Genomic DNA, 22,081 nt, shown 5'->3' with positions numbered 1-22,081 from the left:
ACAGGCCGGTGCCCTAAAATCGAACACCGCGTCAACGTTTCATCACTGAAGGTGATCACTCGAAGGAGGTGTGCGGGTGACGCAGGCCGGCCGACGGCGCAGGCCGCCCAACGATGCCCTGGCCCGGGTCTTCGAGGAGTCCGGGGCGTCCAAGAACTCGCTGGCGCACAGCCTCAACCGGCTCTGTGAGCAGGCCGGACACCCCCGCAGCTACACGAACACCAGTCTTTCCAACTGGATCGAACGCGGGATGGTCCCCGAGGCCCCCGCACCCGCGCTGCTCGCCCGGCTGTTCACCGAGCGGCTCGGGCGCCGCGTGAGTCTCGCCGACATCGGAATGACAGCCCCCGCAGCGGCGCATGCTGATACCGGGCTCACCTTCCCCCGGGACACCGGCGACGCGGTTCGCGCCGCCACCGAGTACGGGAGCACCTTGAACCGCCGCACCCTGGTGACCGGATCCGCTGGCTTCGCCGTCTCCGCGTTCACCACCCCCACCATCCGATGGCTCAGTGAGCCGGCCGACCGGCACCGGTCCGAGCACGGCGGCCGCAGGGTCGGCCAGGGCGACATCGACGAGCTCCGCGAGACGGCCGAGGACGCGCGCCGCTGGGACGCCAAGTACGGCGGCGGGAACTGGAAGCTGTCCTCCATCAACGACTGCCTCGACCGGCGCGCATCCCCGCTGCTGCACGGCTCCTACACCGAGGACGTCGGCCGCCAGCTGTTCGCCGTGACCGCCGAGCTCGCCCGCCTCGTCGGCTGGTCCGCCTTCGACATGGGCCGCCACGACGTGGCGCAGCGCCAGTTCGTCCAGGCCCTGCGGATGGCGAAGGCCGGCGGGGACGTGGAGATCGGCTGCTACGTGCTCACCACGATGGCACTGGCCGCCCTGATCAAGGGCGCCGCCACCGAGGCGGTGGACATGGCCGAGGGGGCCCACAACCGGGCCAAGGACATCGCGTCGCCGCGCGTGCTGTCGTTCGCCAAGCTGGCCGCGGCCAGGGCCCACGCGAAGGCCGGCAACGGCCCGGCCGCGGCCCGTGCCCTGAGCAGGGCCGAGGACCTGCTGGCAGCCGTACGCGACGACGGCCGCGATCCGCAGTGGCTGGACTACTACACCCGGGCCAGGCTCGCTGCCGACGCGACCGAGATCCATCTGGACCTGGCGCACCCGCGCTCCGCACTCGCCTGGAGCACGGAGGCGGACGCGATGCCCTCCGGCCGCTACACGCGGGCCACCGGGATCCGGCTCGCGGTCACCGCGAGCGCGCACCTCCAAGGCCGGGACCTCGACCAGGGGCTGGCGGTCGGCCGGCGAGCACTGGGGATCCTCGGAGGCGTCGAGTCGTCCCGCGCCCGGGACTACCTGCGCCAGTTCGCCCGAGGCCTCGACCCGTGGGAGAAGGACCCCCGCGTACGCGCCTTCCTGAAGGAGGGCCGGCCGGCCCTCCACCGCGCCGCATAGCCCCAGCCCCCGCCCCCGAAGGACGACGCCATGACTGAACGCTGGACCGAGACCGGCCGCACGACCGTGTTCCAGGTGATGGGCAGGACCCTCGACAAGGTCACCTACCGGCTGCCGGACGGCACCAGCAGGGACAAGCTCCTGCGCAACGAACCGTCGGCCGCCGCGGTGCTCGCCCTGACACCCGACAGCAAGGTGATCATCGCCCGGCAGTACAGGCCCGGCCCGGACGCGGTCCTCCTCGAGCTGCCCGGCGGTTTCATCGAGCCGGGCGAGGACCCCGCCACCGCCGCCGGGCGTGAGCTCCTGGAGGAGACCGGCTACAAGGGCGACCTCGAGCTCGCGGGATCCTGCTGGGACGACGCCGGCTCCACGGCCCGGCGCTGGGCGTTCGTCGCCCGCAACTGCGTGCGCGTCGCCGAGCAGGACCTCGACGAGATGGAGTTCGTCGACGTCGACCTGCTCACGCTCGAGGAGTTCCGGCAGGTCGTCCGTGACGGGTTGATGACCGACGTCGAGCTGGCCTACCGCGGGCTGGACCACCTCGGCCTGCTCTGAACCGACCACCGCGCATGCGCGCACCGCGCCGGTCTCGCCGCGACCGGCCCGCAGCGCCGCGCACCGACACAGGACCAAGGGAGGGCCCGTGCCCACCACACACCGGATGTCGCTGCTCTCCTACCTGGTCCCGCTGATGGTCTCCGGGGCCAAAACGCTCGAGGTCCGGGTCGCCGACGCCAAGCGCCGTGCTGTGCGGGCCGGCGATCTGATCGAGTTCACTCCCGCCGACGGGACGGCCGGGAGAGCACTCGTGCAGGTCGTCCGGGCCAGCGTCTACACCGACTTCCCCGCCCTGCTCGCTGCCGAGAACCAAGATCGCATCCATCCCGAACTCGACGCGGCTCGGCAACTGGCACTGCTCAGGGAGATCTACCCGCCGGAACGGGAAGCTCTGGGCGCGATCGCCATCGAGGTCACCCTCGTGCAGCCCGCTCGCCCGCCCGCCGGCAGTCCGCGCGCCGGCAAACCGGAGGGTAGGCGGCGCGAGGGCGCGGGGCGACCCGCAAGGGAAGGATGCACCTGCGCGGCTGGGGACGACACAGTCGTGCGGATCATGTCCGGGACGGACCGGACGGTGCGGCCGGCACCGGCCAGCCGCACCGATACGCTCCACTCATGAGCGAACGTCAGTCCGGTAGCGCTGGGAACAGCTTCGTCCTGCCGAGCGACCCGTGCGACACCACCGCCCTCGACGCCTGGCTCCGGCCGCTCGGATGGTGCGTCGAACCCGACCCCGCCCAGGCCCGGCCCGGTTACCTGCGACTGCGCCCGCTCGTCACCGCCGACCCCGACGATCACGACGGCGGCCGCACCTTCACGCCCGGAACCACCGTCCAATGGACGGGCCACGACATCACCCGAGTCGCCCCGGCCGTACCCGACCCCCTCCGCCTCCTCCTCGACCTGATCGGCCATCCGGCGACGTAACCACGGAGGACACCGCTCGACGCGGGTGCCGCACAGCACGGCGCAAGACGAGGTCGAGGGCGCAGCGATGACCCACCTCACGTACGGCGAAGGATGGCGACGCCCCAGGTTCACCGCCGAACGCTGGCTCGGGTCGAGAACCTCGGTCCTGTCCAACCGCCTGCCGTCGGCTGCTCGCCCAGGTCGACCCGGTCGCCGGCCGTCACCTCCCGGTGAGGGCCCCCAAGGTCGTGTCAGAGAGCCCTGCCACGATGTCCCACATGGAACTCGCACATCCGCTCGACGGCCTGGACGCCCTCTCCTGGTCCTCCCACTCGCATGCGTACGGGAGCGCGGAGGACCTGCCCGACCTGCTGCGCACGCTTGCAGGTGAGGACCCGGACGCGGCGCGGGAGGCGCTGTCGGAGTTGTACGGGAGCGTGCTGCACCAGGGGACGGTCTACGGTGCCAGCGTGGTGGCGGTCCCGTTCCTGGCGGGGCTCGCGGCCGCCGGCCACCGTGCGGCGGACGTGCTGCCACTGCTCGGCGGCATGGCCGCGAGCGAGGACGAGCACGGGGTGGAGCCCGGCGCGGTCCGCACGGCCGTGGCCCGTCAACTCCCGCTGCTCCTGCCACTGCTGGAGGCAACGGAGACGGGCGTGCGGCGAGCCGCTGCCTGGACCGTGTCGTGCACCCTGGCGCGCGACGCGTTGTCCGCTCTTCGCGCGCGCTGGGAGGAGGAGCCCGAGGCCGCGGTCCGGGCGGAAATCCTGTCCGGGATCGCCCGGATCGACCCCGCGGGCGGCGCCGCTCTCGCGGCCACCGCCCTGGACCGCTCGCGGCCCGCCGAGGTGCGCCTGGCCGCCGTCTTCGCCCACCTGGACGCAGGCGCACCGTGGAGCGGAGCCCTGCACACCGCGACGCTGTCCCTGCTGCCCGCCGATCCGCTGCGCTCCGTATTCGACATCGACCGCACGGAACCGCTGGCCGCCATCGTCGAGGCCCTGCTCGAGCGGAACCACCCGGTGGAACGCGAGGCGGCTTTCGCGCTCGTGGATTCGGCGCTGCGCGACGGCCGTGCCGAGGTCCGGGCGGAGGGTGTCTGGGCGGCCGACCGCGCGTGCATGCTCTCCCGCAGTGCCCCGCGCCGCCTGGTGCCGGCCCTGCGCGCGGCCGGCGTCGACGAGGCGTCGGTGCTCGCCCTGTCGTCGCTGCTCGCCCGCTTGGGCCCGACCGCCGCACCGGCGGCGGACATCCTGCTCCCCCTGGCCGGACGGGCCCCGGACCAGAACGACGACCCCGCGGACCGCGCCCTGGCCGCCCTGGTCCTCGTCGCACCCGGCCGGGCGACGCCCCTCCTGACCGCCGGCCTCGGACGGCGCCCCCGGGCCCTCGACGCGGCCACCGGACTCCGCCGCCCGCACGACCCCTTCCCCTACGACCATCGTCTGCTCACCGCAGTCCGAACCCGGCTCTCCCGGCCCCAGGAACTCAGCGGCAACGAACCCTGGCAGCTGACGAACCTCCTCACCGGCTGGGGCAGCGCGGCGGCCCCAGCCCTGCCCGAACTGTGCGCGCTACTCCCGCACAATCCCGACCTGGCGGCCCCAGCCCTCGCCGCCGTCGCCCGCGACTGCGCACCGGCCGACCGGTCCCGCACCCTCGCAGCCCTGCGAGCGGCAGCCGACACCAGCGCCCTCCCCGCCGCGAAAGCACTGAACGACCTCACCGGCGACGCCTCGGCCCTGCTGCGCCTCCTCGGACCCGAGCTCCGGGAGGGCGGCCTCCGTCAGAGGCAGGCCGCCGCCGCGGCGGGAGAACTCGGCCCGCGGGCGGTGGCGCTGGTCCCCGCGCTCCGCGCGGCACTCGGCGGCCCGGACCCAGACACCACATTCGCGCTGGACACGGACATCGCCCTCGCCGAGGCCCTGTGGCGGACTACCGGCGACGCGGACGAGGCCGTCGCGATCCTCGACTCCGTACTCCGCCGCGCCGCACGCAACCCCTGGTCGCAGTGGTCGGTGGCACGCGCCGCCCGTGCTGCGGCGCTCCTCGGCGCGGCCGGGCGGCAGCTTGCGCCTCATCTGGAGGCCGCCCTTGCCGATCCGAGGTCGGCGCCGGCCGCCGTACTGGCCCTGCTCACCGTCGCGGAACCCAGCTCGCTCGACCGCTCCGTGCTCGCCGCAGCCGCGCTGGGGGCCGCCGAAACGGACGCCGATCCCAAGGGCGCCTGGGACGCCCTGGACGCACTCGGCACCGCAGCCCTGACCGATGACCAGCTCGCCCGACTCGCAGTCCTCGCGCACGGCGACGCCCGCACCGTCCGCTCCGGCGTCGAAGACCGCATCATCCACCAGGACGAGGCCTTGCGGCGGCGCGTCCAGGCGCTCCTCGCCACTGCCCCGACATCCGCTCGGCCCCGGCACCGGGTCAGTAGGGGTGGGTTGTGAGCTTCGCCGCCCTGCCCCGGTGGTGAACGTCGCCGAGCCATCCTGCTGACCACCAGGGGTCCCACCAGCGTTAACCCGCACCCGCGCGGTCCGCACCTTCGGATGAACCAGGGTGCCGCCGCGGGCACCAGGACGCTCCAGGGCGCGACCATGGCGCCCATGCCAATCTCCCTCAACCGGTCCGCGCGGCCCACCAACGCCGAGCCGCCCGCACGTCCCGAAGCCGCCGACCGCCGACAACACCACCAGCTCCGCGATACGCGAGCGGAGGCTGCATCCCGCGCTCGCGGTGCCCGCGACCATCGTCCTCCTCGGCTACGCCGCGATCAGCGGTGCCATGCTGCTCATCGCCACCCGCGAGGCCCTGGTCGGCCGGGGTGAGAGTGCGCTGTTCGTCAACGGGCTGCCATTGCTGCTGGCCGTGGCCACCGCGTTCCTCGCCCTCGCCCACTTCCTGCTGCCGATCCCGTGGACCAGGTTGGGGTTGGCCGTTTGCCTGACGGCGATCGCGGCCATGAACACCGGCATGGTCATCAAACACGGCCGCCCACTGCTGTCCTTTGACGGAGTTCTGATGACCGCCGTCCTCACCCTCATCGAAGCGGGCGGGTTCGCGACCCCGCTTGTGGCGGGCATCGCCATGTGGCGTCCCGAACTCCTGCCCGCCTGGCGGAAGACCGGTCGCCGGACGGCCTGACGCCCGCCCTGCGCCGCAGGTTCGCCACAAAGACTCCCGCCCGCCACCATCGCGCGCCGCCGGGCCAGCCGACCACCGGAAGATTCGGTGGGTCGGTCTACGTTGATCGCAAGCTGGTGTCATGGTCACGGTTGGGGGGCAAATGCACGGTTCGGATGCTCTGGCAGATCGGCGGTTGGCTCCGACCGGGCTTGTCGGCGCCGTGGTGCCGCAAACGGCCGGGGGTGTCCTCTGAACCTCTACCCACTCCCAGCGGACCGGCTCGCTGAGGGGAAGTGCTAGCTCGGACGCGGCGAGCCGGGTACTTGCTCGGCGACGGGCCTACAAGAGGTCGGCCGAGGGGTGGCGGTGGAGGGCGTACCAGAGGATGGGCGGGGCGTCCTGTTCGGCGGCGGGGGCCGGGTGGGCGGCGCCCGCCGAGGCCAGACCCCAGAGGAGGGATGGTGCGGGCTGGGGGATCTCGCCGTAGTCCTCGTCCTCGGCGGTGACAGGGAGCTGGTGGATGACGGCGGCGATCCGGGGCGGGAGCCGGACGTCGAGGCCTTCGTGGCAGCGGGCGATGATGTCGTCGCGTACGTGGGCCGGGAGAAGACTGTGGCCGAGGACGGCGTTGGCGGACACAGGCCGGGGGTGGTCGGCCAGGGCCTCGGCCTGATCGCGCCACCAGTCGGCGTCCCGGACCTCGCCCCTGCTGCGGTGCAGGAGGTTGAGGCAGCTAGCGGCCGTGTAGCTTCCGGCGCCGGCGGCGAACTCCCACCAGAACTGCGCGGCCTCCCAGCGCCCGGTCACCTGGAGGAGGGCGCCGAGGACCAAGGCCCCTTCGGGATGGATGCTGCGGCTGTTGGCCAGCTGCTGGAGCGAGGGCGCCGCCGCGGGCTGCGCCAGGACCAGGGTGACGGCCAGGTCGAGTTCGTGGGCGGCCTGGAGATGCTCGGCGCCCATCGGCGGCGCGGCGGCGAAGAGGCGGCGCCAGGCGCTTCGGGACGCGCGCACCTGGTCCGGCGGGGGCGGCAGGTCGGCCGGGGCCGACCGGTCCCCACCGGCGGGGCCTCCGCACGGTTTCGCCGGCACCAGGCGCTCGCGTTCCATACTTACTCCTTGTTCTCGCGGTCGGACCCGTCCAGCAGGCGGTTGAGCTTGCGCAGTGCCTGGTGGGCCGTCGACCTCACGTTCGTCTCCGTGATGCCCAGGTGCTCGGCGATCACCGCGTCCTTCAGCCCAAGGAGGTAGCGCAGGACCACGACGTCGTACTGGCGCTCGGCCAGGCGCAGCACCGCCTGGTAGAGGTGTTCGTGGTCGCTGAGGGATTCGAGGCTGATGCGGGCCTGTGCGGCGAAGTAGCGGATGGCCTCGGCGCGATCGGCCGGTGGGCTTCCGGGCGCGCGCCCGGTGTCGGCGATGACCTCGGCGACGGCGTCCGCGACCGCGCTCTTGATGAGCGTCCACGCGTAGGAGGCGGGGTGCGCTGCGCGAAGGGCGGTGTTCCACTGCTCCCAGAGCCGCTCTTTCATCTGCTGGACCGCTCGCAGTGCGCGTACGTCGTCGTGCAGGCGGGCTCGGGCCAGGCCGAACCAGGCGCCGCCGTGCGTTTCGCAGAACGCGGTGAACGACAGGTGCAGCGCGGCCCGCGTGCGGGCCGCTGCCGCCGTCTCGTGCTCGTTCACGTTCGATTCCTCCCCAGTGGCCGGTCCTACCGGCCGCCCGGTCCGACCTGTGCGCGGGTCCGTTCCCAGGCCCGCCGGTCGGCTTCCTTGGGGAACGGTTGCTCCCCACACGCACATCGAAGCGCATGAGAATCTCAAACGTGAAGCCGATCACAGAACGACATTGGTAATCATATGGAAAGACGATCCCTCACCTAATTGAATCTCAAGTTTGTTCGCTTGTGACCAAGTTCAAGCAACGTCGGAGGTCAAATCCGGTGATCTGGCTGAACCCGGTCGGTTCCGGCCTTGATTGTCTCCGCGATGGTGTGGGCATAGTGGGGGAAGGCCGCGCCAGGACTCGCCAGGCCCCGCCACGGCGACGGGGGGCTGCGCACAGCCCTGCCCGCGCGCTGTCGGGAACCGCGACTGGGGGAGCAGATGACCAAGGCCACGACAGGGCGGGACGAACCCGGGGTCGAGGTGACGCTCGACATCCACCGGCCACACTCAGCACGGATGTACGACTTCTTCCTCGGCGGGACGACCAACTTCGAACCGGACCGGGTGGCCGCTGCACAAACCCTCGCCGTGTTCCCCAACGCCCCCGTCGCGGCCCGCGCCAACCGGGCCTTCATGCACCGCACCACCAGGATGCTGGCTCAAAGCGGCGTCACCCAGTTCCTCGACATCGGCACCGGGATCCCCACCTCCCCGAACCTCCACGAGATCGCCCAGGCCATCAACCCGACCTGCCGGGTGGTCTACGCGGACAACGACCCGATCGTCCTCACCCACGCCCAGGCCCTGCTGCGCAGCTCGAAGGAGGGACGCACCGCCTACATCCAGGCGGACGTACGTGATCCGGAGCATGTGCTCGACGCGGTCGCGACGGCGGGTGTGATCGACCTGCGGCGGCCGGTGGCGCTCAGTCTGAACGCGCTGCTGCACTTCGTACCGGACGGCGACGGCGCGCATGAGATCGCGGAGGTGCTCAAGGGCAGGATCCGCGCGTCCGGCAGTGCGCTGGTCATCTCGCACTTCACGCCCGACTTCGCGCCCCGGGACGCGGCGCGCGCCGCCCGTGTGTACCGCGAGGCCGGCACCATCGTCCAGGCCCGCACTCTCACGGAGTTCGCACGCTTCTTCACCGGCTGGGACCTGGCCGATCCCGGGATGGTCGCAACGCCGCGCTGGCGTCCCGACGCCGAGTGCGCCCGCAGGGCAGTGAGCGACGCCGACGCGTCATGCTACGGCGCCGTCGCCATTCGCCCTTGACTCCTCTCAGTAACCAGCCTGACAGGCCGCTCGCCCCACTGTGAAGCCGCGCGCCGCGGATGTGGGCGAGGGTGCCCTCACTACCCCTCTCATGCACGGACTGATGTGCAAAAGCAGTCCGATCGGTCGCAACGTCCAAGCTCCGCACCCCGATGGCTGCGGAGCCGGCCGGTTCATCCGGATGGTTCACTCGTCATCCGCGACCACCCCGGGCCAACGCGAGGAATTCTTGGAATTCGTGGCCCAGCGCCCGCTCTGGGCAGTGCCGAGGACGGCGCCTATGGGGTCGAGGCGGCATTGCGGTCGCGGTGCCCGCCCCTCCCAGCCGGGCGCTCCCGTCTACCCCTCAGGAGCCCTTCCACAGCCTCACCTACCGTCCGCCTCCGCTTCCCGGGCGGCCCGAGGGACCACATCGCAGAGCAGAGCAACCCCCTCCACCCGGACGTGATCGCCTTCCAACGCGAGTACTCCCACATGGAGGGAACCGCCGAGGTGGCCCTCCGCTGGCACGACTCCCACGAGGAACGGATCGCAAGCTACGCCAACAGCCTGCCGACCACCAGCGGTGGCACACACGAACTCGGCTTCCGCGACGGCCTCGCGGCCGCCGTCAACACCTACGCCCGCGAGTAGCAGCTGCTGACCCCGTCCGACCCCGACTTCACCCCAGCCCCAGCTGGGCGCGGGCTTGACGGCGGTCGTGTCGGTAAAGCTCGACCGCCCCGAACTTGAGGGCGCCACCTGCAACCGACTGGGCTACAGGCCCGTCCGCGCCTGCGTCGCCGACGCCGTCCGAGAACACCTGACCGCCTGGCTCCGCGCCAACCCGACACAGGCGAAGGCCGTCCTCGCCCGGATCTCGCCGACCCCCCGTCACTGACGGCAGCACACCGACGACACCGAAGCCCAGGTCGGCGACTGTTATCGGCCTGGGCTCCTTGGGGGCGTAGACGGTCTCCCGCAACGGCCCGCCACCCACCGGCAGGCCCGCCGGCCCCGCAGACGCGGAACCGTCGGTCCGGGGTGGCTCCGGCCCGGGCGGGGCAGCCCCGCCACCGGACGACGCGCTACCGGCGGGCCGCGCGACGGTAGTGGTCGAGGACGTCCTGGCGCAGCAGGCCGGTGAAGCCGGCGCTTTCGATACGAAGGCCGAGCTGGGGCTCAGTGAGGCCGAGGAAGGCACCCGGGAGAGCTCGTTCGCCCGTCGCACCTGCCACTTGCAGCTCGCCCCGGCAGCTTCGATGACTTCAGCCAAGACCGTGTTGGCCGCCCGGGGCCGAGACGCCGCGGGCCGGCGGATGAAGCTCCTCGTCGTGGATCACCGGTGATCACCCCGAGACGGAGACGAGGCCGTGCTGGACCAGGCCGGGGAGCATGCCGGCGGCCTTTCCGACCGGGATCTCGCACTCGGCGGCGATGTGGCCCAGCGTGGTCACCAGGTGGTCAAGCAGCGTGGCGATGAGCGGTCGCAGGGAGGCGGACAGCTCCCAGGTGCGGCCGCCTCCGTGGAGGCGCAGTACTTGGCCGGCGGTCTCCAGGCGGGCGCGGGGCAGCAGCAGGCGGACCCGCAGCTCCGGCCGCGCCTGGGCGGGGCAGACGTGGGAGGGGAGTGCGGTGGCGGGGCGGATGGGTGCGGTGCGATCCTGGGCGGCGTGGTAGCGGTCGAGGAGGGCCGGGTCGCGCAGGGCGGTGGCGATCAAGCCCGCCAGGGCGGCGAGCTCGGTGGCGGTGGTGGCGCTGCTGTCGGTGGGCAAGTCCCCGCGGAGCATGCCGAGGTCGGGGGCGGAGGCGAGCCAAGTGAGGAGGTCGGTGGTGGTGTGGGGGGTGAGGGCGCAGGTGAGGTGGAGCGAGGGGCCCTTGGTGGCGGCGACTTCGTGCCACCAGCCGCGGGGGAGGTAGAGGACGTCGCCGGCCTGGAGGGTGAGCTCCGCGGCGGGCGGGCCTTCGGGGGTCGGGGGCGTGGTCCGCGCGGGTGGGCCAGGCGACGGTGGGCGCGTGGAGGGTCCAGTACTTGGTGCCGGCGGCCTGGATGACGAGGACCGCGTGGTCGTCGAAGTGCCGGTTGAAGGCCTGGGTGGGGGTTCGGGAGGCGTACGCGGTGATGAGCACACGGGTGCGCAGCCAGGCTTCGAGGGTGGCGGCGAGGTCGCGGGTGGGTGGGTGGAGGTGGTCGATGGAGTCCAGGATGAGGGAGGCGCCTTCGGTGAGTGCGACTCACTGCTGTAGATGTCACCGGTCAGACGATCTGACCTGGGACCATGCCAGCTTCCTTCGGCAGAACCAGGGCCGTACGGGCGAGTGTTGTTGTCACGTACGTACGTAGCGGGGCTCTAGCACGGCCGGATAGAGCGACAGCTCGTCGCTTTCGAGAGTCTTGGGCTCGGGATGCCCTGCCGAACAGAGATCGGCAGGGCATCCCGCTCACGTACGCCTTCGCCCACACACCCGCCCTGCTCGGCCGTCCGGGCGCTGGCCCCCGCCGACCGGCGACGCGCTTCGTCCTCGACGGCACCCACCCGCGCACGGCGCCGTCCCCGCCGGTTCGGGTAGGGGGACCGGCGGGGACGGCGGAGTGGCTCAAGTGAGGGGTGCCCAGGACTGGGAGTTCGAGGTGCTGTTGGACGGGTTGAGGACCACGGCGGAGCCCGCGGTGGGGCTCGTCCGGTCGAGGGCCAGGTTGCCCTGCGGGGTGGTGATCCTCCACGTGCCGTTGCTCTTGGTGATCTTCCACTTCTGGCCGCTGTTGGCGGGGTCGTACGTCTTGACGGTGACCGTGCCGCCGGCGGCGGCGGGAGCGGTGAGGGTGAGCGGCTGGGTGCAGTAGTCGCTGATCCGCACGGTGCCGTCGGCGTTCGCGTCGATCCTCCAGCGTTGCCAACTGAAGTCGGTGTCGAGGGTGGTGATGTCGGCGGTCGCGCCGCTGCCGCTGAGGCATCCGCCCATGCGGTCCAGTACCAGCCCGCTGCCGTCGGTGAGGTTGTGGTAGTTGCCGTCGCCGACGATGGTGGGACCGTAGTCGATGGCGTGCCACTTCAGGGCGCTGAGCGCGAAGCCGCCGGTGGACAGGGGCGGATTCGCCGCCGGGCGGGCGGTGTTGAAGTAGGCGGAGAAGGTCATGGGCTTCCGGGCCGTGATCGCGGCGATGCTCCCGTCCCAGTTGGTGTCGGTGTAGCGCCAGATTTCGAGGAGGGAGCCGGCGACGTTGCCCTCCACCTGGTCGCCGACGCCCCATCCGTCGCCGTAGATGAAGTCGGTGCTGCTTCCGTTGCCCCAGACGAAGCGGGAGTCGCCGAGCGCGTAGGCGGCGGCGGCGTCGGCGAAGCCCTCCGACCACGCGCACCCTTCCGTGCTCACGTACCGGATGTAGTGGCTCTGGCAGGCGAGGCTGGACGGCGACGATCCGTTGAACATGCGGTGCAGGAGGAAATGGCCGGCCTCGTGCAGGATGTAGTGCTCGGAGTCGGCGTCGGCGCCGTAGAGATTGACGCTGTTGGATTCGGGGTCGTACCACGACTGGCTGGAGTAGTCCCTCCAGTAGACCCTGAGCGGGGTGCAGGTGTCGCTGTCCGTCTCGTTGGCGGACCAGCAGGCGCTTTTGGGGTTGCTGCGCTTCCACCACAGGGCGTTGAGGGTGTCGGCGATGTGCCAGGCACGGGCCGTGGCGGCCGGGGGCTTGGCCGTGCCGATGTTCCTGTTGCCGGTGACGTTGGAGAGAGCCGGCAACTGCAGGGTGTAGACCTGATTGCTGTCGTCGGCGACCCACCACAGCTTGTAGTTGGCGGCCCAGACCTTCACCCACACCGTGCTCAGCGACGTGGTCGTGGTGGGCGTGTAGCAGAGGTTGTAGCTGCCGTTCGCGACCCCGGTGAGCCCCACGACGTTGAGTGCGTGCGGCGCGTCGGTGCTCTTCTCGGCACCCCACAACTCGACGGTGGCGTTGCGCAGCGGCTTCGTGCTGGTGGGCTTGGCCGGTCCGCCCTCGGCGGACTGGTAGTCGTACTGGATCGTGCCGCTGATGCAGATCGCAGTCGCCGCCCGCGCGGCGGTGGCCGTGAGCGGAACGGCAGCCACAGCGGCGAAGAGGGCCACGGCCAAGGTGACGGCTCGGAACGACAGCCGAAGTCGGACGGTCAAGATGCTTCCTTTCGGGTGTGTCCAACCTGAAGATGCTGCGCACCCTGACGCGGGAGACGGTGGCGGTTTGTGGCCACACCCGGGACCGGGGTGTGGCGACGCGGCTCGCCATCGACCGGACTGGGCGGTTCCTAATGGTCGACGGCGAGATCGTCTCCCGGGAGGGCGCACGACCGAGCGCGCGGGAGCGCAGCGGTAGTGAGTTCACGTCATGCGCACGCGACCGGTCCTGCCCGGCCTGGACACCGAGAAAGCTCACTATTCGTCGATGCATCCCGATCTTGGTGACAAGCATCGACGCCAGGTGTCAAGTAAGACGTCAGTCGCAGTGAGGTGGGTGTCGAGCTTGGTCGGCTGGATCTGGTGGCGGGTGGTGCCGGGGCGCAGCGTGACAGGGCTGCTGTAGTCGCTCTTGGGCAGGAGGGCGCCGGCGCGGGCGAGTTGGAGCTGGGGCGGGTCGAGGTGGTGGTGGGTGAGGATGACGTCGAGGTCACCCCAGGAGAGCAGGTGCTCGGGTTGCTGGACGGCGCCGGGCAGGTGGTGCGGGACGGCGCGGTCGGCGTCGACCGACTCGAGGATGCGGTGCAGCCACTCGAACGGGGGCTCTGCGGTCGGCGGCTGAGTGGTGGTGGGCTGCGCGGTCACTGGCTTCCTCCGGCGAGGGTGGTCGGGGCGGGGGTGGCGCATCCGGGGCAGGCCGGGTCCCGGGGATAGGTGATGGTCCGGGTTCGGCCGGGGTTGAGCAGGTTGTGGGTGTAGACGGTGCCCGGGGTGAGTGGGGTGGTGCCGGTGATGTGGCTGACCGCCGCGTGCGCGGCGTGGGTGCCGGACAGCGTGGCGGTGATCGCGGTGACGGGGTGTCCGATCGCCTTCGGCAGGGCCTTGAGGATGTCACCGGGGCTGGTGACGCCGAGGTCGTGAGCGCGGGCTTCCTGGGTGCGCAGGCACTGCCAGCAGGGCCCGTGGCCGGGCCGGTAGAGGGCGGTGCTGGTGACCGGGCCGGTGTAGCCGCCGTCCACCCACGGCCGACCGGTGGCCATGGAGGCGTGGTTGACTGTCTGGCGGAGCCCGAGCGGTGAGTCAGCGCACAGGACCAGGACGTCGCAGGCCTTGAGGAGGGCGGTGAACTGGCCGTGGGTGGTGACGTGGTCGGTGGCGGGCGTGACGGTGATGTGGGGGTTCTTGGTAAAAGCGCCGCGGCGGCCCGCGACGCCTGGCTCGTCTTCGAGTTGCGCCGTGAGGCGCTGTGATTCGTGTGGAGGTGAGAGACCTTCACCGCCGTTCTGTCGTAGCAGAGGGGTGGAGCTGAGGGCAGCCTGATCCGGGTGATGCCGGGGAGGGCGGGAGCGGCCCTGACAAAGCCGGGACGTACCAGTACTGCCAGATGGTGCGGGTCCGGCGAGCGGGATGGAGAGGAGTACGCGAGGAACCGGCGTCTTTACGTCTCTTAACGACTACACCGGCTCGAAACCTGGTGGATCTGGGCCGGAGGCGGTGCGCACTCGCTGCTTGGCGGCGGCGGGGAACTCCTTGATCGGTATTTCGAAGCCGTTCGGGAGGCCACGAGGAAGGTCTACGGCGTACTCGTGGCGATGCCGCAGGGACACAGTCGGGCTCCTACTCCAACAAGCGAATCGCAGTGAACACGGGAACCACCCGGTCTCAACTCCCCAGGCGTGCACGGCCAGTGCCCGGTCGGGGATAGGCACATCGACCGCCGAACGGTCCAGGTGGGGCGGAGCCGCCGTAGTACTCCGAGCCGGGGAGAGCCCGCGTACATGGGGAAGGGCGGCAGCGGTATCGAGAAGGGAAGGAGACTGCAATGCCGAAAGATGCACCGCTGAACAGCGGCGCTCTGCTGGAGGCGGACCCGGTAGGGCCGCGCCAGCGGGTATCGGAGATGCAGGCCAAGCTTCACCGTTGGGCGGCGGCCGATCCCGGCCGCCGGTTCGATGATCTGTTCAACCTCGTGCACGACCCGGCGACGCTGATCGCGGCGTTCGACCGGGTCGCCGGCAATCGGGGCGCCAGTACTCCCGGCGTGGACGGCCTGAGGGTCGCCGATGTCGAGGAGCGATTCGGGGTCTCCGGATTCCTGGACGGCCTGCGTGCCCAGCTCAGGCAGGGCACGTTCCGTCCGCTACCGGTGCGGGAGCGCAAGATTCCCAAACCGGGTGGGTCGGGGAAGGTTCGGCGGCTGGGGATTCCCGTGATCGCCGACCGAGTCGTCCAGGCCGCGCTGAAACTGGTGCTGGAGCCGATCTTCGAGGCCGACTTCAAGCCGGTCTCCTACGGCTTCCGGCCCAAGCGGCGAGCTCAGGACGCGATTGCCGAGATCCATTTCTACGGCACCCACGGCTATCGGTGGGTGCTGGACGCGGACATCGCGGCGTGCTTCGACGAGATCGACCACGTCGCACTGATCGACCGTGTCCGGAACCGGATCAAGGACAAGCGGGTGCTGGCGCTGGTGAAGGCGTTCCTGAAGTCCGGCCTCCTCACAGAGCTCGGGGAACAGCAGGAGACCTTCACCGGCACGCCGCAAGGGGGCATCATCTCCCCGCTCCTGGCGAACATCGCCCTGTCGGCGCTCGACGAGCACCTACACCGGGCATGGGAACCGGACGGGGACCTGTCCACCAGCCCTCGGCGCGAGCGGCGAAGCGCCAAGGGCCTGCCCTCGTGGCGGCTGGTCCGCTACGCGGACGACTTCGTCGTCCTGGTCAAAGGGACCAGGCAGGACACCGAGGCACTGCGCGAGGAGATCGCCCAGGTCCTCGCACCAATGGGGCTGCGGCTCTCGGAGGCCAAAACCCAACTGGTGCACCTGAGCGAGGGGTTCGACTTCCTGGGGTTCCACATCCAGTGGCGCCGCAAGCGCGGAACGGACAAGTGGTACGTCTACACCTTCATCGCCGACCGGCCCCTCCGGTCGGTGAAGGCGAAGATCCGTACCCTCACCCACAGAACATCGCAGCAGGACCTGGCCGTGGTACTGATCAATCTGAACAGGATCACCCACGGATGGGCCCACTACTTCCGGCATGCCGTCGCGAAGCGCACCTTCAGCAACCTGGACAACCTCGTCTGGTGGCGGGTCATCCGGCTGCTGCAAGAGCGGCATCACTGGAACTGGTCGGACGTCCGCAGACGGCTCACCACCCCTACCGGGCGGTGGCTGCCGATCAGCGCGGGCGAGATCGAGTTGCGGAAGATCAGCGCGATCCCGGTCACCCGGTATCGCTACCGCGGCAACACGATTCCCAGCCCCTGGGCCACTGCAATCACCTGACGGCAGAGACCGTGGAGAGCCCGTTGCGTCGAGAGGCGCACGGCGGGTTCGGCGAGAGGTCCGGGGAAACGGACCGGGAGCAATCCCGGCACCGCGCCCCGGGCCTACTCAGCGACGAAGCCGGGCAGTCGATGAGGCCGCCGCGCGCCAGGACCTGGGGCAGGCTCGGGTGTACCCCCGTCGTGCGGGTGCGCGGCCGGGGATCCGGTCGGGTCTCCATGGCGGGGCTGAGCTGCTACAAGGCGGGTCAGCGTTCCCGGATGTTCTACAGCTTCCACGTGTACCACGGTCGCAAGGGCGAGAAGAAGGGCCTGACCTGGCAGGACTACCGGGACCTGCTCATCCGCGCGCACATTCAGCTCGGCGGCCCGATCGTGCTCGTGTGGGACAACCTCCGCGCCCACCTGATGCCGCCGATGCAGGAGTTCGTCCAGGCGAGCAAGGACTGGCTGACCGTCTTCCAACTCCCCTCGTAGGCACCGGACCTCAATCCGCAGGAGGGCATCTGGTCGCTGGTCAAGCGCACCATCGGCAACCTCGCCGCCGCCGACCTCGACCAGCTTGCCCGGGCTGTCAGGCGCAGCTTGAAGAAGATCCAGTACCGGCCTCACCTCATCGACGCCTGCCTCGCCACCACCGGCCTGATCATGGACGACTGATCATCCCCGGACCGACAACACGCATTCAAATTCAGTAGTTGTCACCGAGCGCACTGCGCGACCTGCACGTCGCCCTGTTTCGGTCGCGCTAGCTGTCACCAGTTGGGCGGCCTTGTTGTCACTTGTCTCACGTGGTGGTGGTTGTTGTCACCGGCGGTAGAGCGGCTCGCCGCCCAGTACCAGCCCGGGACGTGCCGCTGCCCGGGCGGCCATCGCGAACATCGGTTCGATGTGCGGCAGCCGGACCCGGGCCGATCCTCGGGGCGCCATGACTTCCAGGATGAGCCGTCCGGCGCCCGCACGGGCCCCGGTACCCGCCGGACGGCGCACTGCGGCCGTCGGCGCGCGAGCATGGAGGGGTGAGCACGGTCGGCCCCCGCTCAGGCGTCCGCCAGTAGGTGCTGCCAGTGCTGGCGGCAGGCAGGGCCGCGTGGCCCGCTCCGCTCGCGCCCTCCTTCTCCATGAAGGATTCGACGAGATCCGCCACCACTGCACCGGCCACTGACGCTGCCCACCACGGCGCGGCCGCGCCGCGGGCAGATCATGTAGTTGCGCGCGACCGCCCGCAAGCACCGCCGGACCCAATAGGGCCGAGGCCAAGGACTCGTCGAAGGCCCGACGGTAGCCCGGACTACCGGGAGCCCGCCGCAGGGCGCGACTTGTAGAAGGACTCCTCCAAGTAGGCGGCCTCATGCGGCTGGTAGGGCTCCTCCAAGTAGGCGGCCTCGTCTCCGTCGAGTTCGACGTCCACCGCGGCGACCGCGTCGGCCAGCTGGGCCGGCTTGGTGACCCCGACGATGGGCGAGGTCACCGCCGGGTTGCGCATGACCCAGGCCAGGGCGACCTGGGCCGGGGACAGGCCCCGCTTGCCCGCGATCTCGTGGACGCGCTCGGCCACTGCCTGGTCCCCGTCGCGGTAGAGGATCCTGCCGCCCTCGTCGGTCTCGGCACGCGCCGTGGCGGTGTCCCGGACCCGCGTCAGCCTGCCCCGCGCCAGCGGGCTCCACGGGATCACGCCGATGCCCTGGTCAGCGCAGAGCGGGAGCATCTCCCGCTCTGTTTCCCGGTGGATGAGGTTGTAGTGGTCCTGCATCGACACGAACCGGGTCCAGCCGTTCAGGTCAGCCAGGTACAGGGCCTTGGCGAACTGCCAGGCGTACATGGAAGAGGCTCCGATGTAGCGGACCTTCCCGGACTTGACCGCGTCGTGCAGCGCTTCGAGGGTTTCCTCGATCGGGGTGTCGTAGTCCCAGCGGTGGATCTGGTAGAGGTCGATGTAGTCGGTCCCCAACCGCTTCAGGGAGGCGTCGAGCTCGGCGAAGATCGCCTTGCGGGACAGCCCGGCGCCGTTCGGGCCGGGGCGCATCCGCATCCAGACCTTGGTGGAGAGAACGACCTCCTCGCGCCGGGTGAAGTCCTTGACCGCCTGACCGACGATCTCCTCGCTGCTTCCGGCACTGTACCCATTGGCCGTGTCGAGGAAGTTGACGCCGCCCTCGAGGGCCTGCTTGATGATCTCCCGGCTGGCGTCCGCGCCCAGCGACCAGGGCTCGCCGCCCCGGTCCGGCTCGCCGAAGCTCATGCAGCCGAGGCTGATGGCGGAGACTTCCAGACCGGTCGTTCCGATTCTGACGTATCGCATACTCCGGAACTTAGGAGTTGGAGTGCGTTCTAACGCAAATTCGGAGGCGTGGGGCATGCGCGTCCTGACAGCCTTCGACCGTTTCGGCCAGACGTACCGGAGAACCCAGTAGTACTCAACTTGAAAGGGTGTTGTCGGGGAACGGGGAGCACCGTGTTGCTCCGCGCTGGCTCCGGGGCGGTCGTCGCGGCAGGATGAGCGCATGACCGAGAGCGAAGCGAAACTGCTGGAGTTGCTGCGTGAGCTCGATGACCCGGAGTGGCTTGAGTGGCCGCGAAGCTTCGACGGTGACGAGATCGCGGTGCGCTTCGGTAGTCTGGTGGACCGACTCGAAGGTGACTTCGCAGCACACTGCACGACCGTGGCCGGGCGGGAGAATCAGGACTCCAGCGAGTACGGACGTATCTTCGTGCCCGGGGACGCGACCGTGTGTGGGACCCGGATCGTCGTCTGTGTGCGCCAGTTCGGCTCGCTGGCGCTGGTGTGCGCGGACAACCCTGGTGCCTTCCTCGGGACGGATGAGGCACAGGCTGAGGGGGAGCTCGACGGTGCTGACCTCGCCAGGGTCAACCAGGCGCTGGTCGAGCTCGGCTATGTCGTGGTTCCCGAGGAGCTGCTGGAGAGTGACTACGACGGCCCGAGCCGACTGCCCTCGCATGTTCGGCGTCCCACCTGGTGGGCTCGCTTCTTCGGCTTCTTCTGACGATCACCCCGACAGGGTCAGGCCGGCGCCGGCCAGGCAGCCGTCGATGACGTCTGGCCGGTACTGAAGCATCTTGAGCTTGCGTTTCACCGCGCGGGTGATCTGGCTGAGGTCGGCGGCGGCGAGGTTGCCGATACCGCGCTTGACCAGCGACCAGATTCCTTCCTGCGGGTTGAGGTCCGGTGCGTAAGTGGGTAGCTGGAAGACGGTGAGCCAGTCGGCGTTGGCCTCGAAGAACTCCCGTAGAGGTGTGACCAGGTGTATGCGCAGGTTGTCCCACACCAGGACGATCGGGCCGCCGAGCTGGGTGTGGGCCCGGACGATCAGGTCGCGGTAGTCCTTCCAGCCGAAGCCCTTCGGGTCGCCCTTGCGGCCCCGGTACTCGCGGATCGCGTAGATCAGAAGGGACCGCTCGCCGGGCTTGTAGCAGGTCATCCCCGCCATGGAGACCCGGCCCGAGCCGCGCCCGCGCACGCGGACGACCGGGGTGATGCCCTGGCGGCCCCAGGTCCTGGCACGCGGCGGCGTCATCGACTGGCCGGCGTCGTCCTCGAAGACCATCCAGGCGCTGTTCACCGCCGCGGTGCTCTTACCCGCGGCCAGACCTCCCGCTTCCACAGCTCCACCGCGTCGTCGTCGCGCTCGATCGCTCGCCGGGCGGGCTGCTGCCAGGACCAACCGTGCCGTCGCAGCAATCGCCACGTGCCCTCCACGGTGTAGGAGACGTGAAACAAGCGGCCGATCATCGTCTTCACGCGGGCCAGCGTCCACCGCTGGTCAGCCCACCCATGCGCCAGTGGCCCGAGCTCCAACTCGCGCGCCAGTCTGACTATCTGCATGTCCGACAGGCGAGGCCGGCCAGGCGATCCCTTCGACGCCACCCCGGTCAGGCCATCCTCCCGCCACTGGCGCCGCCAGCGTTCCACGGACCACTCCGATACCCGCAACGCGGCAGCGACCTCCCGGTTCTTCTCGCCGGCCTCGAAGCACGCCACGGCCTGGAGCCGGACCCGCTCTCGCCCAGCCCTCTCGGCGTCGGTCAAGCCGCCACCCTGCGGATATCTCACTCCGCCAGGACTACCGAAGCCGCCAGCACGGTGTCCGGCGAACTGCCCGACATCACCCGATCAGGTTCAGTAGCGGGTCTGCCAGCGGCATTGTCACCTGGACCCGGTCGATGGTGGCCGCCACAGGCGACTCCTGGGAGCAGCTCGCCGCGCTTGTCGCGGACCGTGGCGCGTTCCTGGTGACCGCCGCACTGGACACGCCTGGCGGTCACTTCCGTTCTGCCTAGGCGGACCCCGGACGGCCCGCACTGAAACGCGGGGGACAAGGTCCAGGACCGACCAGCACCCAAGACGATCATCACATCCGGAGAGACGTGAACGCGCTCGAACACACAGCGGGGCTCAGACCTGCAGGCCTCCTGCCGACCAGCGCCCCAACCATCGGTGGCCGCTCCGAGCTGCGCTCTCCTAGACTCCGGCGCGAACTCGTCTTGACCGCGCTCGACAACTCAGTGGCCGGCACGCACCGCCTCGCCCAGGATTCGGAGCACGCCCGTTTGCAGCGGCTGCCGGCTGTCGTCGCTAGCCATCCGGACCCGGGTCCCTTGTATGGCGAGTTCCGGGCGGCGCCGTTCGGCGTGGCCCTGGACGAGACCGTCACCTCGGGTAGCGGCGGCGATGGCAGCTGTCGTCTCGCCGGGCCCCCGAGACGTGGGGTTCGAGCCAGGTCAGAGGATTGTCCACAGTTGGCTCGGGTCATCGCAGTGCATGCCGTTGATGCGGCGACGGACTTCGGCGATGGTGGCGGAGCCCGGTGTGGCGCGCTTGGCGTTCGTGGTGATCATGCGCAGTTCTCGCAGTCCCGCGAGTGCTGGGTAGCCGGCCCAGGTCCTGATGTCGTAGCCGTAGCTGTTGGCGAAGGCCTCGTAGTGGGCCTGGCCGTACCCGAAGCGGCGGCAGTGAATCTCCACAGTGACAAGGTCGAGCTCGGGCGGGCCGAAGGAGGCGGTGTCCCAGTCGCACAGGACCGCGTTGCCGCGGGTGGTGTGCAGGGCATTGCGATGCTGGGGGTCGCTCTGGATGACAGAGGGCGCCAACTCGTAGGAAACGTCCTCGAGCTCCCGCTGGAGATGGTCGAGCCGGTCGGTGAGGCGAGCGATCTCGTCGTTGGTGAGTGCGGTGGTCGAAGCGATGGAGCGACGGATTGCTGCGGCCGTGTCCGCTGCGGGCAGCGGTACCGGCGGGTCGTCGAGCTGGTGAAGCGTGCGCAGCGGCTTGGCGAGCTGTTCGGCCGAGACGGGGCGGGCTGGTTGGGGGAGGTACGTCCAGTAGGTCGCGTAGTGGCCGTCGAGGTCGACGGGCTGCTGTACGGGGTGCAGGGGCACGGTCGGGAAGCCCCGGGCGGTGAGCCAGGTGACGAGGTCGACTGTGCGTTGGACGGTGGAGGCCTGGGTGCCGTTGCGGGCGATCTTGACGACGACCCCGTCGGTGACGAAGACGGCATTGGTGTGACCGCGCATGAGCCGGGCATTGGCCGGGTCGAGTGCCGCAGCCATGCAGGCGCGGTCGAGGAGGCGGGTGAGGTCGGTTGCGGCGAAGCCGCCAGCGTCCGTCGCGATCGTCGTCATGGGGTTCAGGCTG

Annotated in this window: 22 protein-coding genes and 3 pseudogenes; 13 read left to right on the top strand and 12 right to left on the bottom strand. The window is 70.3% G+C overall.

All coding sequences use genetic code 11. The features are described 5' to 3' along the window. Positions 1–76: 76 nt before the first annotated feature. The 6 genes from ABT263_RS25115 (at position 77) to ABT263_RS25090 (ending at position 6,082) form a co-directional block, all read left to right on the top strand. Positions 77–1,468 carry an NsdA family TPR-like regulatory protein gene (locus ABT263_RS25115; RefSeq protein WP_352293434.1) on the top strand — a complete coding sequence of 464 codons (1,392 nt, stop codon included), beginning with the start codon at positions 77–79 and terminating at the stop codon, positions 1,466–1,468. 30 nt (positions 1,469–1,498) lie between these two features. Further along, positions 1,499–2,026, top strand: a complete 528-nt coding sequence (locus ABT263_RS25110; protein WP_352293431.1) for an NUDIX hydrolase — start codon at positions 1,499–1,501, stop codon at positions 2,024–2,026. A gap of 88 nt (positions 2,027–2,114) precedes the next feature. Continuing rightward, positions 2,115–2,648, top strand: a complete 534-nt coding sequence (locus ABT263_RS25105; RefSeq protein WP_352293428.1) for an ASCH domain-containing protein — start codon at positions 2,115–2,117, stop codon at positions 2,646–2,648. Further along, on the top strand, positions 2,645–2,956 hold the full coding sequence (locus ABT263_RS25100) for a hypothetical protein (RefSeq protein ID WP_352293425.1): 312 nt from the start codon (positions 2,645–2,647) through the stop codon (positions 2,954–2,956). The genes ABT263_RS25105 and ABT263_RS25100 overlap by 4 nt, the downstream gene beginning before the upstream one ends. Before the next feature lie 260 nt (positions 2,957–3,216). Beyond that, the gene (locus ABT263_RS25095) at positions 3,217–5,385 is read left to right on the top strand and encodes a hypothetical protein (RefSeq protein ID WP_352293422.1); all 2,169 of its coding nucleotides are present in this window, start codon (positions 3,217–3,219) and stop codon (positions 5,383–5,385) included. A 289-nt stretch (positions 5,386–5,674) separates the two neighbouring features. Then, positions 5,675–6,082 carry a hypothetical protein gene (locus ABT263_RS25090; protein ID WP_352293419.1) on the top strand — a complete coding sequence of 136 codons (408 nt, stop codon included), beginning with the start codon at positions 5,675–5,677 and terminating at the stop codon, positions 6,080–6,082. Positions 6,083–6,403: 321 nt separating this feature from the next. On the opposite strand, the gene ABT263_RS25085 is transcribed toward ABT263_RS25090, so the two are convergent. Beyond that, the gene (locus ABT263_RS25085) at positions 6,404–7,171 is read right to left on the bottom strand and encodes a hypothetical protein (RefSeq protein ID WP_352293416.1); all 768 of its coding nucleotides are present in this window, start codon (positions 7,169–7,171) and stop codon (positions 6,404–6,406) included. Positions 7,172–7,173: 2 nt separating this feature from the next. Next, positions 7,174–7,746, bottom strand: a complete 573-nt coding sequence (locus ABT263_RS25080) for a sigma-70 family RNA polymerase sigma factor (protein WP_352293413.1) — start codon at positions 7,744–7,746, stop codon at positions 7,174–7,176. Positions 7,747–8,166: 420 nt separating this feature from the next. Here ABT263_RS25080 and ABT263_RS25075 point away from each other — a divergent pair, with 420 nt between their 5' ends. From ABT263_RS25075 to ABT263_RS25060, 4 genes are all read left to right on the top strand, one after another. Next, complete coding sequence (locus ABT263_RS25075) at positions 8,167–9,003, top strand: SAM-dependent methyltransferase (RefSeq protein WP_352293410.1); 837 nt, start codon at positions 8,167–8,169, stop codon at positions 9,001–9,003. Positions 9,004–9,108: 105 nt separating this feature from the next. Further along, the gene (locus tag ABT263_RS25070) at positions 9,109–9,636 is read left to right on the top strand and encodes a hypothetical protein (protein WP_352293407.1); all 528 of its coding nucleotides are present in this window, start codon (positions 9,109–9,111) and stop codon (positions 9,634–9,636) included. Positions 9,637–9,679: 43 nt separating this feature from the next. Further along, complete coding sequence (locus ABT263_RS25065; protein WP_502885859.1) at positions 9,680–9,883, top strand: hypothetical protein; 204 nt, start codon at positions 9,680–9,682, stop codon at positions 9,881–9,883. 211 nt (positions 9,884–10,094) lie between these two features. Next, positions 10,095–10,331, top strand: a complete 237-nt coding sequence (locus ABT263_RS25060) for a hypothetical protein (RefSeq protein ID WP_352293402.1) — start codon at positions 10,095–10,097, stop codon at positions 10,329–10,331. On the opposite strand, the gene ABT263_RS25055 is transcribed toward ABT263_RS25060, so the two are convergent. The 6 genes and pseudogenes from ABT263_RS25055 to ABT263_RS25030 form a co-directional block, all read right to left on the bottom strand. After that, the gene (locus tag ABT263_RS25055) at positions 10,332–10,757 is read right to left on the bottom strand and encodes a hypothetical protein (RefSeq protein WP_352293529.1); all 426 of its coding nucleotides are present in this window, start codon (positions 10,755–10,757) and stop codon (positions 10,332–10,334) included. It abuts the gene before it with no gap. A 60-nt stretch (positions 10,758–10,817) separates the two neighbouring features. Further along, positions 10,818–10,931 (bottom strand): annotated as a pseudogene (locus ABT263_RS25050) (JmjC domain-containing protein); the annotation flags it as partial. Between the two features lie 61 nt (positions 10,932–10,992). Further along, a pseudogene (locus tag ABT263_RS25045) lies at positions 10,993–11,112 on the bottom strand (JmjC domain-containing protein); the annotation flags it as partial. A gap of 468 nt (positions 11,113–11,580) precedes the next feature. Continuing rightward, a complete protein-coding gene (locus ABT263_RS25040; RefSeq protein ID WP_352293399.1) occupies positions 11,581–13,137 on the bottom strand; it encodes an RICIN domain-containing protein in 1,557 nt (518 codons plus the stop codon). A 258-nt stretch (positions 13,138–13,395) separates the two neighbouring features. Next, complete coding sequence (locus tag ABT263_RS25035; protein ID WP_352293395.1) at positions 13,396–13,782, bottom strand: hypothetical protein; 387 nt, start codon at positions 13,780–13,782, stop codon at positions 13,396–13,398. Further along, the gene (locus tag ABT263_RS25030) at positions 13,779–14,309 is read right to left on the bottom strand and encodes a TOMM precursor leader peptide-binding protein (protein ID WP_352293516.1); all 531 of its coding nucleotides are present in this window, start codon (positions 14,307–14,309) and stop codon (positions 13,779–13,781) included. The genes ABT263_RS25035 and ABT263_RS25030 overlap by 4 nt, the downstream gene beginning before the upstream one ends. 650 nt (positions 14,310–14,959) lie before the next feature. On the opposite strand from ABT263_RS25030, the gene ltrA reads away from it, so the two are divergent. Next, positions 14,960–16,429: a group II intron reverse transcriptase/maturase gene (ltrA, locus tag ABT263_RS25025; RefSeq protein WP_352293392.1), complete on the top strand. Its 1,470-nt coding sequence runs from the start codon at positions 14,960–14,962 to the stop codon at positions 16,427–16,429. A gap of 104 nt (positions 16,430–16,533) precedes the next feature. Beyond that, positions 16,534–17,088 (top strand): annotated as a pseudogene (locus ABT263_RS38950) (transposase); the annotation flags it as partial. Between the two features lie 147 nt (positions 17,089–17,235). On the opposite strand, the gene ABT263_RS25015 reads toward ABT263_RS38950, so the two are convergent. Next, positions 17,236–17,358: a hypothetical protein gene (locus ABT263_RS25015; protein ID WP_352293386.1), complete on the bottom strand. Its 123-nt coding sequence runs from the start codon at positions 17,356–17,358 to the stop codon at positions 17,236–17,238. Between the two features lie 361 nt (positions 17,359–17,719). Beyond that, positions 17,720–18,730, bottom strand: a complete 1,011-nt coding sequence (locus tag ABT263_RS25010; protein WP_352293383.1) for an aldo/keto reductase — start codon at positions 18,728–18,730, stop codon at positions 17,720–17,722. A gap of 202 nt (positions 18,731–18,932) precedes the next feature. Between ABT263_RS25010 and ABT263_RS25005 the strand changes: the two genes are divergently transcribed. After that, entirely contained in the window at positions 18,933–19,433 is a 501-nt protein-coding gene (locus ABT263_RS25005) for a hypothetical protein (RefSeq protein WP_352293380.1), read from the top strand. Positions 19,434–19,436: 3 nt separating this feature from the next. On the opposite strand, the gene ABT263_RS38945 is transcribed toward ABT263_RS25005, so the two are convergent. Both ABT263_RS38945 and ABT263_RS24990 read right to left on the bottom strand, forming a co-directional pair. After that, positions 19,437–20,500 (bottom strand): IS630 family transposase gene (locus ABT263_RS38945; protein ID WP_502885857.1). Its coding sequence is split into 2 segments (ribosomal slippage): positions 19,437–20,053 and positions 20,053–20,500, totalling 1,065 coding nucleotides; the frame shifts between segments, so codons are not numbered across the junction. Positions 20,501–21,168: 668 nt separating this feature from the next. Continuing rightward, positions 21,169–22,068 (bottom strand): phosphotransferase family protein, encoded by a 900-nt coding sequence (locus ABT263_RS24990; protein WP_352293374.1) that lies wholly within the window; start codon positions 22,066–22,068, stop codon positions 21,169–21,171. Positions 22,069–22,081 lie beyond the last annotated feature (13 nt).

The organism is Kitasatospora sp. NPDC001603 (genome assembly GCF_040298365.1).
In the GTDB taxonomy this organism is placed as follows: domain Bacteria; phylum Actinomycetota; class Actinomycetes; order Streptomycetales; family Streptomycetaceae; genus Kitasatospora.
Note: the sequence above shows the minus strand (reverse complement) of the source record. Positions and strands in the feature narration are given on the sequence as shown.

Excerpts from the sequence above, each read along its gene's own strand:
- ABT263_RS24990 (WP_352293374.1), bottom strand. The coding sequence starts at position 22,068 with ATGACGACGATCGCGACGGACGCTGGCGGCTTCGCCGCAACCGACCTC.
- ABT263_RS25075 (WP_352293410.1), top strand. The coding sequence starts at position 8,167 with ATGACCAAGGCCACGACAGGGCGGGACGAACCCGGGGTCGAGGTGACG.
- ABT263_RS25095 (WP_352293422.1), top strand. The coding sequence starts at position 3,217 with ATGGAACTCGCACATCCGCTCGACGGCCTGGACGCCCTCTCCTGGTCC.
- ABT263_RS25085 (WP_352293416.1), bottom strand. The coding sequence starts at position 7,171 with ATGGAACGCGAGCGCCTGGTGCCGGCGAAACCGTGCGGAGGCCCCGCC.
- ABT263_RS25100 (WP_352293425.1), top strand. The coding sequence starts at position 2,645 with ATGAGCGAACGTCAGTCCGGTAGCGCTGGGAACAGCTTCGTCCTGCCG.
- ABT263_RS25010 (WP_352293383.1), bottom strand. The coding sequence starts at position 18,730 with ATGCGATACGTCAGAATCGGAACGACCGGTCTGGAAGTCTCCGCCATC.
- ABT263_RS25015 (WP_352293386.1), bottom strand. The coding sequence starts at position 17,358 with ATGGCGCCCCGAGGATCGGCCCGGGTCCGGCTGCCGCACATCGAACCG.
- ltrA (WP_352293392.1), top strand. The coding sequence starts at position 14,960 with ATGCCGAAAGATGCACCGCTGAACAGCGGCGCTCTGCTGGAGGCGGAC.
- ABT263_RS25110 (WP_352293431.1), top strand. The coding sequence starts at position 1,499 with ATGACTGAACGCTGGACCGAGACCGGCCGCACGACCGTGTTCCAGGTG.
- ABT263_RS25005 (WP_352293380.1), top strand. The coding sequence starts at position 18,933 with ATGACCGAGAGCGAAGCGAAACTGCTGGAGTTGCTGCGTGAGCTCGAT.